The 13516-nt window shown below is 58.4% G+C and carries 10 protein-coding genes; 2 read left to right on the forward strand and 8 right to left on the reverse strand.

Annotated features, from left to right (window positions below):
• Nucleotides 1-300 precede the first annotated feature (300 nt).
• Both Mal65_RS09360 and Mal65_RS09365 read left to right on the forward strand, forming a co-directional pair.
• Nucleotides 301-525: a thioredoxin family protein gene (locus Mal65_RS09360; protein WP_145296422.1), complete on the forward strand. Its 225-nt coding sequence runs from the start codon at nucleotides 301-303 to the stop codon at nucleotides 523-525.
• 39 nt (nucleotides 526-564) lie between these two features.
• On the forward strand, nucleotides 565-1287 hold the full coding sequence (locus Mal65_RS09365) for an MOSC domain-containing protein (protein ID WP_196784713.1): 723 nt from the start codon (nucleotides 565-567) through the stop codon (nucleotides 1285-1287).
• Between the two features lie 24 nt (nucleotides 1288-1311).
• On the opposite strand, the gene Mal65_RS09370 is transcribed toward Mal65_RS09365, so the two are convergent.
• The 8 genes from Mal65_RS09370 to Mal65_RS09405 all read right to left on the reverse strand — a co-directional run bounded on the left by Mal65_RS09370 (nucleotide 1312) and on the right by Mal65_RS09405 (nucleotide 13513).
• Nucleotides 1312-1749, reverse strand: coding sequence for an arsenate reductase ArsC (locus Mal65_RS09370; protein WP_145296425.1), 438 nt, complete (start codon nucleotides 1747-1749; stop codon nucleotides 1312-1314).
• A gap of 58 nt (nucleotides 1750-1807) precedes the next feature.
• The gene (gene arsA, locus Mal65_RS09375) at nucleotides 1808-3610 is read right to left on the reverse strand and encodes an arsenical pump-driving ATPase (RefSeq protein WP_145296428.1); all 1803 of its coding nucleotides are present in this window, start codon (nucleotides 3608-3610) and stop codon (nucleotides 1808-1810) included.
• 80 nt (nucleotides 3611-3690) lie between these two features.
• Nucleotides 3691-4080: an arsenite efflux transporter metallochaperone ArsD gene (gene arsD / locus Mal65_RS09380; protein ID WP_145296431.1), complete on the reverse strand. Its 390-nt coding sequence runs from the start codon at nucleotides 4078-4080 to the stop codon at nucleotides 3691-3693.
• A gap of 82 nt (nucleotides 4081-4162) precedes the next feature.
• Nucleotides 4163-4489 carry an ArsR/SmtB family transcription factor gene (locus Mal65_RS09385; RefSeq protein WP_145296434.1) on the reverse strand — a complete coding sequence of 109 codons (327 nt, stop codon included), beginning with the start codon at nucleotides 4487-4489 and terminating at the stop codon, nucleotides 4163-4165.
• 86 nt (nucleotides 4490-4575) lie between these two features.
• Entirely contained in the window at nucleotides 4576-5712 is a 1137-nt protein-coding gene (locus Mal65_RS09390; protein WP_145296437.1) for an alkene reductase, read from the reverse strand.
• 64 nt (nucleotides 5713-5776) lie between these two features.
• On the reverse strand, nucleotides 5777-6565 hold the full coding sequence (locus Mal65_RS09395) for an SDR family NAD(P)-dependent oxidoreductase (RefSeq protein WP_145296440.1): 789 nt from the start codon (nucleotides 6563-6565) through the stop codon (nucleotides 5777-5779).
• A 345-nt stretch (nucleotides 6566-6910) separates the two neighbouring features.
• The gene (locus Mal65_RS09400; RefSeq protein WP_145296443.1) at nucleotides 6911-10306 is read right to left on the reverse strand and encodes a family 43 glycosylhydrolase; all 3396 of its coding nucleotides are present in this window, start codon (nucleotides 10304-10306) and stop codon (nucleotides 6911-6913) included.
• Between the two features lie 75 nt (nucleotides 10307-10381).
• Nucleotides 10382-13513 (reverse strand): sulfatase-like hydrolase/transferase, encoded by a 3132-nt coding sequence (locus Mal65_RS09405; protein ID WP_145296446.1) that lies wholly within the window; start codon nucleotides 13511-13513, stop codon nucleotides 10382-10384.
• Nucleotides 13514-13516 lie beyond the last annotated feature (3 nt).

A 13516-nucleotide genomic window follows, 5' to 3' on the forward strand; every position in this document is an offset into this window, starting at 1 on the left:
ACCATTTCGATTTCAGATCGATGCATCGAGCGTGCCAATTTCGGTTCCGAGGGCGGTTCGCAGCGACGCATCCCCGACCGATGGGGCATCGGCAGTGAAACGGCGGACAAACCAAAAACACCCGAAAATCCAGTGCTTTCAGTGATAGCCTGTGCCTATGAATGGCTTTGTAATTTCGTATTGGACGAATGGAAACGCTGCGCGTATTTTTCTTTCAGTCGACCACCGCGACTGACTCGGCGGTCGGCATTCTGTCCCCGTTTTTCCAAAAGTGTTTCTGACGAAAAGGAACCCACCACGATGTCCAACGTTGTTTTCTTTCATGCCGGTTGTCCTGTTTGTGTGGCCGCCGAACAGACCGTCGCCGATGCCTTGCGAGACGATGTCGAAAAGGTTCACCTGGGGATTCAAAAGGATCGACTGGGTGAAGCCGAAGCGGCGGGTGTTCGGTCGGTGCCGGCATTGGTCATCGACGGCCAACCGTTTCACATCAATCACGGCGCCGACCTGTCGGATTTAAAATAGAATCGCACCGTTCGTCCAAGACCCACCGAGGAAGCCATCGTGACCACCGCGACGGATACGGCATTCCCCATCGTTTCCATCCACGTCGGTCGTCCTCGGGCGATGGACGCGGGCGATGATCCCGGCAAACCTTGGACGTCCGGCATCATCAAAGATCGGGTCGACGGCCCGATCCGGGTGGGCCGCGAAAACTTGGACGGGGACGGGCAAGCCGACCTGGTGCACCACGGCGGTGTCGACAAAGCGGTGCTGGCCTATCCGGCGGTCCACTTCCCATTCTGGAAACAAGAGTTTCCCGACGTCCATTGGGGCGATGGAACGTTCGGTGAAAACTTGACGATCGCCGAGGCGGACGAAACCAAGGTTTGCATCGGAGACGTTTTCGAAATCGGCGACTGTGTGTTGCAAGTCAGCCAGCCCCGACAACCTTGTTGGAAACTGTCCCGACGCTGGCGTTTGCCCAAACTGGCCGTGCGGGTCCAACAAACACGTCGAACCGGTTGGTACTTTCGCGTTTTGTCGACCGGAACCATTCGGCCCGGCCAAAGCATGCATTTGACTCGCCGTGATTACCCCGATTTCACCGTCGCGTTTGCCAACGATGTCATGTTCGCCAAGCCGCGGGATGCGGCGTTGGATTTGCGTCTGGCCGCGTGCGACGCGTTGTCGGTGTCTTGGAAAAAGACATTGAATACCCGCAGCGGCGGCAGCGAATCGGACCACCAATCGTCGGTCGACGCGCGATTGCGCGGCGACAGCTGAATCGACGTCGGTGGCGACGTTCGTTTAGACTTCGCGAAGCTTTTCGGGCAACTGATTCTGAATGAAGTCACGGATCTCGTCACGGACCCGACGATAGGCATCCAGTGCTTCTTCTTCGGTCTTGGCATCCTTGGCCAACTTGGGCGGGTCATCGAAGCCGACGTGAACCGTCTTTGCCTTGGTCAAAAACATCGGACAGTTTTCGTCGGCGTGTCCGCAGACGGTGATCACCAAGTCCAGCGGGACGTCTTTCACGGTGTCGGCCAACTTGGATGACTGGCCGCTGATGTCAACACCGGCTTCCTTCATCACCGCCATCGCGTTGGGGTTCATCCCGTGGGCTTCGATCCCGGCGGAATAGGGTTGGATGGCATCACCGTGAAAGTGCCGCGCCCAGCCTTCGGCCATCTGGCTGCGACACGAATTTCCGGTGCACAAGAAAAGGACGTTCTTTTTGGTCATCGTTGTTGTCGGTTTCGGGGGTACGAAAATAAGAAGTGGTTGGACGGAGAAAACGCGATCAGGATCGTGATTCCAGCGGGGCGTGATGACGCTGCCCAAGTTTTGAAAGGGCATCGACACCGGTGGGCGGTTGTAATTGCCAAGGGACCAGCGCCGCTGAACCGCCGGACAAAGTTTTCACTTCATCGATATAGGCCTGCTCGTGTGACTGGCGGCGTTGCAACGCCGGATCGGTCGTTTCCAGGGGAGCGATGCTTTGGTTGATGACCCAAGCGGTCGGTTGGATTTCGGCGCGAACCAAGTCTTCCTGCAACTTTGCCGCTTCGTGGACCGGCGTTGCTTCGGGCAATGTGACGATCAAGACTTGTGTGAAATCGGGATCCCGCAATCGCGGCAACAACTGCTGCACCGATTCGGGAACTTCGCTGCCCTGGCGGCTGACTTCGCGGTGATAGGCCATCGCCGAATCGAGCAACAGGATGGTGTGGCCGGTCGGTGCGGTGTCCAACACGACAAAGCGATCGGTGCCCGCGGCGACTGATTGGGCAAACGCTCGGAAGACGGCGATTTCTTCCGTACAGGGGGACCGCAGATCTTCTTCCAAAAGAGCGCGGCCATTTGCATCCAAGTTTTCGCCCGCGGTCGCCAAAACTTCGTGGCGATACGCTTCGACCTCCGCCGCCGGATCGATGCGATCAACGGTCAAGCGTTCCAGTGATTCGCTAGCCAAGGTCGCCGCGACGTGCGCGGCCGGATCGGTGGTCGACAGATGAACGTCAAAGCCGCGACGTGCCAGCGCGACGGCGACGGCACTGGCGACGGTGGTTTTGCCAACACCGCCTTTCCCCATCGCCAAGACCACGCCGCGTCCTTTGGCGGCGATCCCGTCAACAAGATCGGACAAATCGCCGGGCAATTCAGTGGATGAAGGCGACACGTTCAACGGGGAACCGGTGTTTGCACCGGAGTCTTCATGGTCGGCCCGTCCGACTTGCCGCAGGCGATCGATACCCATCACGCCCGACGGCGAAAGGGCGACGGACAAACGTGGAAGTTCGGCCAGGTTGGATGGGATCTGTTCCAGTGCGTGATCGCCACGTTTCTGCATGGCCGCGGCCACTCGGTCGCCTTCGTCCGACGCGGTGAAGACACCGTTGACGATCAGACGTTGGTTCAACACACCCAACTGACGCAGTTCGTCGCTGCTGCGGGCCGCTTCGGCAAACGCCGATGTTTCCGGGCGTGTGACCAAGACCAGCGTCGTTTGGTCGCCATTGCCCAGTGCGGCAACCGTCTTTTTGTAGATCGCTTGTTGGGCCTGCAGTCCGGCCAGTGGTCCCAAGCATGACGCCCCGGTGGTGCTGGATTCCATGAACCCGGACCAAGCCGACGGCAACGTCAACAATCGCAGCGTGTGACCCGTCGGCGCGGTGTCAAAGACAACGTGGTCGTAATCGGACGTCGCGGTGTCGTCACCCAACAGTTTCGCGAACTCATCGAACGCCGCGATCTCCACCGTGCAAGAACCCGAAAACTGTTCTTCCATGCTTCGCACGGCCGCGTCGGGCAACACACCACGATACGGCTGGACCATTCGTTCGCGATATTCCGCGGCTGCGATCTGTGGATCAATGTTGATCCCGTCCAGTCCATCGACGCCGTCGACCGGTGTCGGTGTATGACCCAGACGACAACCCAGCACTTCGTCCAAGTTGGATGCCGGATCGGTCGACACCAACAAGACCCGCTTTCCGGACTGTGCCAACTGGACGGCGGTCGCACAGGCCATCGACGTCTTGCCGACGCCGCCTTTGCCGGTGAAGAACAGATGGCGAGTCGCGTTTTGAATCAATTCGAACATGGAACAAGTCGCTTCGAAGGTGGGTGGCAAAAGATGTCAAAAGACGGCAACGCTGCGTTGCCGTTCGTGGCCGTGGTGTGTCAGCAGCAACCCGATCCGCCGCAACAATCGTCGCCGGTGACCGGCAATCCGGTCGGCTTCGCCGTGCGGGTGACTTCACCACTTGGGGCTTCCCCCAGCCAGGACAACAGCTGATCGCGATCGGGATAGTCACCTTGTCCGACGATGACGTCGTCGATGATCACCACGGGCAAGCATTCCACGCCTTCGCTAGCCAGCTTTTGCTGAATGGTCGCATTGCCCGCGAATTGGCCGGCGTCTTGAGCCAGGTTGTATCGTTCGACTTGATGACCTTGCTTGGCCAGCCAGTCCAAATCGGCGGCGAAGCGTGGCAGGACGCTGTCGACTTGAGGACCACAAACGCCGGTCGAGCAGCACATGGCGCGGTCAAAGATCTGGATTCGACTCATGGGGATTCCTTTGCCAGATGAAGTAAACGTTAATCGGCGATGGACGATTTAGCATTGCAAAAAAATTGGCGGTTGGCGACGGCTACAGTGCAGCCACCAACGTCCGCAAACGCTTCAGCATCCGTGGGTTGATGCAGTAACAGACCTTCGGGCCGTCGACTTCGCCTTCGACCAGTCCGGACTGTTTCAAAATCTTCAGGTGCTGAGAAACCGTCGACTGGGCCAAGGGCAGGCTATCGACAATTTCGCCGCAAACACAGGCTTCGCGGCCGATCAACAGACGCACGATCTGGACCCGTGCCGGATGAGCGATGGCCCAAGCCAGATCCGCCAATTCTTTGTCGGTCGGATCGGTGGGAAGCTTCACCGGTGCAGGATCACACGCCTGGCTGGTCGTTGTTTTCGGCATCGCTGGTCCCGAGGATTTGGTTTCTAAATCGTTAATCGACGATCAACGCTACGTTCCGCCAGACTTTTTGTCAACCGACGACAGATTCAAGAACTGGCGACGGTCGCTGAATCGGGCTGATAGGGCGAGAAATCGGTATAGCCCGCTTTGCCGTGGGAATACCAAACGTCCATTGGTGCGGTATCGGCCAGTGGCCATCCGTTGGCGAACCGTTGGACCAAGTCGGGGTTGCTGATGAACGGGCGACCAAATGCGATCAGTTCAGCGTCGCCGCCCGCGATGGCGGTTTCGGCTTTTTCGGCGGTGTAATCGACGTTGCCCATCAGCGGTCCCGAAAAGACTTGTCGAAAATCGGCCAGGGTCATCGCGGGGCCCAGTTCGTGAAATCCGAATCCCGTTCCGTCCATCACGTGCAGGTAAGCCAAACCGTAGGTGTTCAGCTGCGCGGCTACATAAGTGAACTGTTCGCGGTAATCGGGCGAACCCATGTCGTTGAACGAACCGTTGGGCGCCAGGCGAACGCCGACGCGACTTGCGGGCCAGATCTCGGTCACTGCATCGACGACTTCGCCTAGCATGCGATAACGGTTTTCGGTGCTGCCGCCGTACTGGTCGCTGCGATGGTTGGTTTTGGACTGCAGAAACGTGTCCAGCAAGTATCCGTTGGCCGAATGGACTTCGACGCCGTCGAACCCCGCTTCTTTGGCCCGGCGTGCGGCGTCGCGATAGTCGTCGACGATCCCTGGGATTTCATCGGTATCCAGTGCACGCGGCGTTTCGTATGGCTTCTTGCCTTCGGGCGTGTGACTGTGATCGCCTTCGATCGCGATCGCCGAAGGTGCCACCGGCAATTCACCACCATGAAACGCGCTGTGGGACGCACGACCGGTATGCCACAGTTGCAAGAAGATGCGTCCGCCGTGGTCGTGGACCGAATCGACAACACGTCGCCAGCCCTCGGTCATGGCATCGTTATAGATTCCCGGCGTTTGTGACCAACCGATGCCTTGAGGCGACACAACGGTGGCTTCGGAAATGATCAGGCCGGCCAAGGCACGCTGGGAATAGTAGGTCGCCATCATGTCGTTGGGCACGCGATCTTCGCCGGAACGGGCGCGGGTCAGCGGCGCCATCACGATGCGGTTGGGTAACGTCAAGTCGCCCAGTTCCAGCGGCGAAAACAGATGCGGAAGCGACGAATGAGATTCGTTGGATTGGGTCATGGTAATTCTCCGGTGCACTTGATTGCGATGAAGTTGGCTTGGAAACGATTGTTGTGACGACGTGTTAAACCATTGTCGGAACGATGCCTCCGTCCACACGCAGTGCGGCACCGTTGATGGCCGACGCGGTGGGGCTGGCGACAAACGCGACGGCGGCGGCGATTTCGTCCGGTTCGATCAGCCGACCGATGATCGATGTCGGCCGGTTCTCCTTCATGAATCGCTTTTCGGCATCTTCAAACGATTCGTCGGGAAATAGATTACTGACGAACGTTTCGACACCCGGGGTTTTGGTGGATCCCGGCATAACAGTGTTAACGGTGACTTGGGTGCCCCGAGTTTGTTCGGCCAGACTGCGTGAAAGGGACAGTTGGGCGGCTTTCGTGACGCTGTAGTGGGCCATTTCGGGGGCCGGAGTGACGCCTGATTCACTGGAAATGAAAATGACGCGACCGGTGCCTTGGTCCAGCATTTTCTTAAGGTAGTGACGCGTCAATCGAACGCCACTGATCACATTGACTTCGAACATCTCCATCCACTGGTCATCGGTGATGTCGAAAAAGTCGACCGCTTCGAAGATGCCCAAGTTGTTGACCAAAATGTCGACCGATTCGTGCGCAGTGATGGCTTCGGCCACACCTTGGGCGGTTGAAAGATCGGCGGCCAAGGCAATCAGGTCCGCATCGGTGGCTTGCCCGCGTATTTCGTCGATCGCTCGATTCACGCTGGATTCGGAGCGCCCGTTGATGGTCACCCGCGCGCCTTCGATGGCCAATTTGGTCGCAATGGCTTGGCCGATACCGCCGGACGAAGCAGTGACCAACGCGGTTTTTCCCTGTAATGTTCGTTCCATGTTTCAGTGCTTGTTGGAAACGTTTGCTTGATGAATGACAACGGTCGATCGATTGCAAGAACCAGGGATCGGCCGCCGACGGGTATCCCAATGACTTTCGCGTGGTGTCCACCGCCATGTGCCGGTGAATGCAGTATCGGCGCGGCCGATTTTGCGACGCATGGTGTGTTGTTGTCGGGATGTCTTTGCAATCATCATGCCAACCGACGCGGTGCGGTGATCGATGCCGGATCACGATGGCGACGCGGGGGGCCAAAAAAAATGCCGGCAAGCCCAGAAGGACTTGCCGGCGATGAAAGGCCGATTGGTTTGCGAATGCCCCGACAGGGTTCGCCATCGACTGGCTTATTCGCTCAAGTCAAAGTCTTGGGCTTCGTCCGGACCCGGCGTCGCATAGGCGGGGTCTTTTGCGCGAATGTAGACTTCGCCGTTGTCCAGCATGCGAACATCCAGCGGCACGATCGTGACGCCTTGTTCGTTGATGGTTTGGGCGTTCTCACCAAGATCGCGATCCTGGATGCCGTCGCGAGGCACGGGGGGGACATTGGCATTAAAGAATGCCGTGTTCCACCACTTGCCATCTTTGTCTTGGAATGGCGTACCGTGACCCAGGAACCGTCCGGCAAACTTCCGCGGACCGTAGGGACCGTTGATGTTGTCGGCCACGCAGTAGTAAAGGTTGTAGGATCCCTTGCGACCTTGATCGGTCGACCAAGCTGTTCCCAGATGGACGTACTTGCCGCCGACTTTGATCATCGTCGCGCCTTCGTGACCGATGCGGCTGATCGGGGTTCCATCGGGGCCAGGTCGGCTGCCGGCCGGATCGATGCGTACCGGTTCGCCGGTGTAGCCGGACAAGTCCTTTTTCATCGGGGCGACCAAGGTGTTTTGCCATAACAGGTACGGCGTACCCTCGTCGTCGGTGAAGATCGAAGGATCGTGTCGCGGACCCATGTTCCCGTTCATCGGGTGCACCCAGGGCCCTTTCAATTCAGGGCCCGTCGTGAGGGCCAGGCTGGAATGGCTTTTGGGGCAATGCACCAACGCCCAGCGGTCGCCCATCCAGTGGACTTCGGGGGCCCAGATCAAACGTTTCTTGATCTTTTGACCGTTCTGTTCGCGGTGCGTGTCGCTCAGGTCGAACACGACGCCCAAGGATTCCCACTCGATCAAGTCGGGGCTGCGGTACACACGGACTTGATCGCCGACGATGCTTTGGTCGCCCAGACCGATGTTATAAGGATTTTCGTCTTCGCGAGGATCGTCTTCTCGCGGCTGCGTTCCGGTCAGATAGTAATAACCGTCTGGGCCCAGGGTGATATAAGGATCACGGATCCAACCGGGCTTGATGTACAAGGCACGGTCATGGCTTTTCAGTCCGGCACGAATCGTTTCCGGGTCCATGACTGGACCCGGCTTGCGATCGGTGGGGACTTCTCGAAATGCCGCTTTGGGAAACGCATCCGCGGCCTTTTGGTCGATCGACGTGAACAGAATCTTGTGGACTTTGGCCAGGCGATCGGCGGGAATCTTGATGACTTCGCGATCGTAGGTCATCAGTCCGTTGATTTCGCCTTCGACGTCGGTCGTTTGAGTGTAAACGCCGCCCGCAATTCCTTGGCGTCGCAGACGATCCAGGCCTTCAATGGAGGTCAAGTAACGTTCCAAGTATTCCTGTTTGTTCTGTGGCAGCCCGCCGTAACCCCAGTTGCGACGATCGGCGTCCCACAAGTGGCCACGAATCGGCAGACCGTGTCCGCCGAATTCGCCGACGACTTTGATGAAGTCGTCAAAGCGTCCGCCCTTGCCTAGGTCGAACGGGAAATCAGGATGGGGATATTGATGGTGATCGACGACGTCACCGACCGGCCAGAAGTTTCCACCGCTGGCGATGTTGATCAACCGCGACGGGTCTCGATCGACGGTCCATTGCCCCACTTCCATGGTGCGGTGCTGGCCCCATCGTTCGTTGAACGGAACCCAGGAAACGATCGACGGGTGATTTTCCAGTGTGTCGATCATCCGTTCCAGTTCCAGCATGAATTGATCGTGCTGATCATCAGGCCAAACGGCATCGGTGGGATCGGGTTGCAATCGCGTCCACGGCGGTTGGGGGCCACCGCTGACGTGGTCTTGCCACATCATCATGCCCAGTCGGTCACAGTGATAGTAATATCGTCGTGGTTCGACCTTGATGTGTTTGCGGATCATGTTGAATCCGGCATTCTTCAAGTACTCGATGTCGAACAACATCGCTTCGTCCGACGGCGGCGTCAGCAACCCGTCGGGCCACCAACCTTGATCCAGCGGTCCCCAGTGGAACAAGACGTCGCCGTTGAGCGTGAATCGCCAGTGCCCGTCAGCGTCTTTGACTTTGCCGACCGTTCGGATGCCCGCGTAGGAAGCGACGGAGTCGACGGCGTTGCCCGAGTCGTCATTCAGCGTGACTTCGATGTCGTACAAGTGCGGTTGGTCGGGCGACCACAGCTTGGCGTTGTCGATCACCAATTCGATCGTGTCGGCGGTTTCACCTGTGGCAACGACGCGTTGGCCGTCGCGGACGACGATGCGACAGTTCTGGCCGGATGTCGTTTCCGGGGAAACGGTGATGCTGCCGCGATCTGCATCGGTGCTGATCTTGATGTCGCGGATCGATTCGCTGGGAACCTGTTCCATCCAAACCGTTTGCCAGATGCCCGAAACGCGTGTGTACCAAATGCCGCGTGCGTTGAAGGTTTGCTTGCCACGCAGTTGGTATTGCTCGGTGGCGTCTTCGACACGCACGACCAACTCATTTGCGCCCTGTTTGACCGCGTCGGTGATGTCGAACTGGAACGGCGTGTTTCCGCCGGTGTGCGTTCCGACGGACGCTGAGTTGACGAAGACTTCGCAGTGGTAATCGACGGCTTCGAAGTTCAGGATCTGTCGATGCCCATCGGCGACGTCGGCGTCAAAGGTGCGTCGATACCACAGGGCCTCCGACGGATCCAGCAAACGCTGGACGCCGCCGAGTTTGGATTCCAAACAGAACGGGACCAAGATTTTGCCGTCCCACTGGCCGGGCGTGTCGTGGGAATCCAATGACGTGACGGCATAGTCCCAGTGTCCGTTCAGGTTCGTCCAGTCGTCCCGTTTCAATTGAGGACGCGGGTATTCGGTCCAGGCGTTTTCGGCCGTGACCTTCTTACCCCAGCGGGTGATCAGGTCAGACTGAAAAGGTTGTTTGCTGCCGGCCGGTTGCGGCAATTCCGGCAGCCGGCCCGGACGCGCAAAGTGGACGTCGATGAATTGACCGCCGCTGGTCTGTTTGCAATGCACGGCCAAGACGTTGGTGCCGGTTCGGACCGCGTCTTTTTTGTCGGCGGGAATTTTGACCAGCTTGTATTGGCGGGCGTAACCGTCCAAATCCGCGACCAACACGCCGTTCAAATAGATCTGGGCGTCTTCGTCGTGATGGACATACAACGCGATGTCTTTGGCCGGTTTGTTTAATCGAATCGATTTGCGCAACCAGATTTCATCGGTTTCCCAGCGGGTGCCGACGCGCGCACCCGGCGTGTCGGCGGTGCCAAAGCCGCCGGAGCCTTCTTTCCAACCTTGGGCGACGTAGTCGGGTTGTTGCCAGTCGCCATCAGGTTGTTCAAACGTGTATCGCCAACTGTCGACGATGGGCTGGGCCCAGGCGGTCGACCCGGCACCGATCATCACGGCGACGGTAAACAGAGAGGACAGAATCTTCATCAGTCTCAACAAATCACTTCGAGGGGTGGGGGAGGGAGGGGAAAAGTGTGCGTTGAAGGATCTCATTCCGCGCGGTCACCGTTCGGTATGCAAACGGATGTCGGCGTTACGATCACAAGTCAAGCGGCCGTCGTTGATCTGGAGTTCCGCGATTTGCAGGAAGGAGATCTTCTGGGTGACCGTCCGTTTTTCCGCGGGCGGCGTCGGATAGGGACGATTCGGTTCGGTGTGATAAAAGATGAACGCGCGATCGTCACGGACCGCGACGCTGGGGTGTCGGGCGCGTGTTCCGTCGGCTGGTCCGAATCCCGGTTCCAACAGAATGCGTTCTTGCTGATGCCATGTGACGGCGTCATCACTGTGAAAGACCGCAAGCCCGTCGTGCGGATCAGTCAGCATCCAATATCGGTCGGCGAAACGAAACACATAGGGGGCTTCTTGATAACCAAAGCCACGGTCGTCGGCGTTGACGTCGCCAGGGCAGGGGCCATGGTTTTGCCAATGTTGCAAGTCGTCGCTGGTCGCCCACTGAATCCCGCCGCCTTTTCCGACGCGGTAGTAAGCATGAAATCGGTCGCCCATTTTCAATAGGGACACATCGATCGGGTCGGGCTGGTGAAAATTGGGAACACCGACCAGCTTCCATCCATCGATCGGATCGGAAAGCGGGGCGACGTAATGACGAATCACCCCATCGCCACCCCATGGCGGCGTTGCCGACGCTTTGTACGTCGCGAACATGTGAATCTGGTCGCCGTCGACGATGATCCCCGGTGCCCAATGAGTGTCCGGGTTGTCGGGTTGGCCTTTGCGACCATCAAACGTGCAGTAACCGCGAAACGTCCAATGCTTGAAATCTTTTGATGCCAGCACGCCGATCGGTGTCCCGACATATGACGCTTGCTGACGTGTTGCACGTCGAGCGGTGAAGTAGATCAGCCATTGTTTGCTGGACGGATCGAACACGATTTCCGGGTCACACGATCCGTGATAATTCGGATCGGCAAACATCGGCTTGCTGAGATCACCAAAACGTTTCGGCGTGAACTTCGACGTGTCCACTTCGGCATGGTCGTCTGTTTCGTCATCCGGTTTTCGGTCACCCGTGGTGATCTTGTGAGAAACCACGGTGCCATTGAAATCATTTGGCGCGGGGTAGTCGCCCGCGGGCGTTCGTTCGTCAAAGCCGATGCTGAGTGCGTCGACCGGCTGGATCGGAATCAGACCGGGTGATGGACGGGAAGTTGCCGGCTGGTCGTTGACGGTCAAGGTCATTTGATCGGAGGTCAGACTGGCTGACAGTTTGACCGTACCACTGACGCGGTGCGACGACATTAGACGTGTGACTTGGCCTTTCAACCGGACATCCAGCATGGCAATGCCGTCATCGAAATGCAGGGCGTATCCGTACTGATTGCCACCTTGAGCGAGAACGACACCATGGGGCGAACTTGCGTCGATGATGGCTTGAATATGAATGGGGCGACCGGCGATCGATGGCGAAGCGTCCGCCGGATCCGGCTGCGTTTCTGATCCCTTGGGGTTGTCCCAAATCACGCCAACGCGGCGGGCCCAATCGGTCCAATCTTCGGTCATCGTTCGCAGTTTGTCGGGGTATTGCGAAGCGACGTCGTTCATTTCGCAACGGTCGGACGACAAGTCGTACAGTTCCCACTGAATTTCATCGGGCATGCGTTTGGACCAAACGGCTTTCCAGCTGCCTTGGCGGATCGCGTGGGCGCCCTGATGGTCAAAACCGATCGTGCGTTCGGGCAACGATTCGCCCGTCATGGCGGGCAACAGGCTGGTGCCTTCCGGCGGCAAGCGTCTTTTGCCGTCGATCGTGGTCGGGTATTCGGCACCGGTTGCATCCAACAGCGTGGGCATGATGTCCATCACATGGGCCGGTTGGCGGATCCAGCGATCAGGTTTTCCGATCCCCGACGGCCAGTGCGCGATCAGGGGTGTGCTGATTCCGCCTTCATGCGTGAAGTGCTTGTACAGACGAAAGGGGGTGTTCCCCAGGTTGGCCCACGCACTGCCGTAGGATTGATGCGTTCCCGGTTGGCCGATTTCGCGAAGATCGTCTCCGGTGCGAAGGGTTGTCGTTCCTTTGCGCGACGTGCCATCGAATCCGAACGGACCCCATTCGTAACAGGCGCCGTTGTCGCTGAGGAAAAGGATCAGCGTGTTGTTCAAGTCGCCGGTCTGTTTCAGGTGTTCGACGATTTGCCCCACGCCTTGATCGACGCTGCTGACCATCGCGGCAAAGACGGCCATGCGTCGTGCCAGGTCGGCTTGGCGGTCGCTAGAAAGACTGTCCCAGGCCGGGTTGGGCTGGCCGGAATAACCGTTGGCGATGTCGTCGCGGTCGACCGGCACGATGCTGCGGGGGGACATCTGCCAATGGTCGCCGTCGATCAGCCCGATCGACTTCATCTGTTCGAAACGCTGTTGCCGCAGTACATCCCAGCCCTGGCGATAGACCGCTTCGAACGCGTCGGCACGTTCGGCCGGGGCTTGGACCGGAAAATGGGGCGATGAGTGACCGAGGAACAAGAAGTACGGGCGACCGCTCTGTTGGCCTTGTCGAATGAACTCGATCGCATAGCGATTGAAGACGTCGGTCGCATAAAACTGGTCGGCCGGGGGATCGATTTCCTTTTCACGACCATCGGGCAAACGGATGTAATAGTCCGCGTCGTATTGATCGTGCGAATGGCCGCGGGTGAAGCCATAAAATTCGTCAAAGCCACGGGCGATCGGACCGGTTGCCTCGTGCATGTGCCACTTGCCGACGTAATAGCAACCGTAACCGGCGGTCTTTAAGGCTTCGGCCAGTGTCACGCATCGGTCATTCAATCGTCCGATGTATCCGGGACCGCGTGTGGGACTGGGTTTGTTGGTGGTGAAATCACCAATGCCGGCTTGGGACGGATACAGACCGGTCATCAACGAAGCACGACTGGGGCAGCAACGTGCGCTGTTGTACATCTGGGTAAAGCGGACACCGTCACCGGCCAAGGCGTCGATATGAGGCGTTGGGATTTCGGATCCGTAGCATCCCAAATCGCTGTAGCCCAAATCGTCGGCCAAGATGACGATGACATTTGGCGGTTTGGGGTCGGTCGTTGACGACGGTGCCGTGGCGTCGGCGTGCTGCAACGCCACCAGCGTGGCCAAGGCGGCCAAGAACAGGCGAGTCATGGG

It is taken from the genome of Crateriforma conspicua, from assembly GCF_007752935.1.
Taxonomy (GTDB): domain Bacteria; phylum Planctomycetota; class Planctomycetia; order Pirellulales; family Pirellulaceae; genus Crateriforma; species Crateriforma conspicua.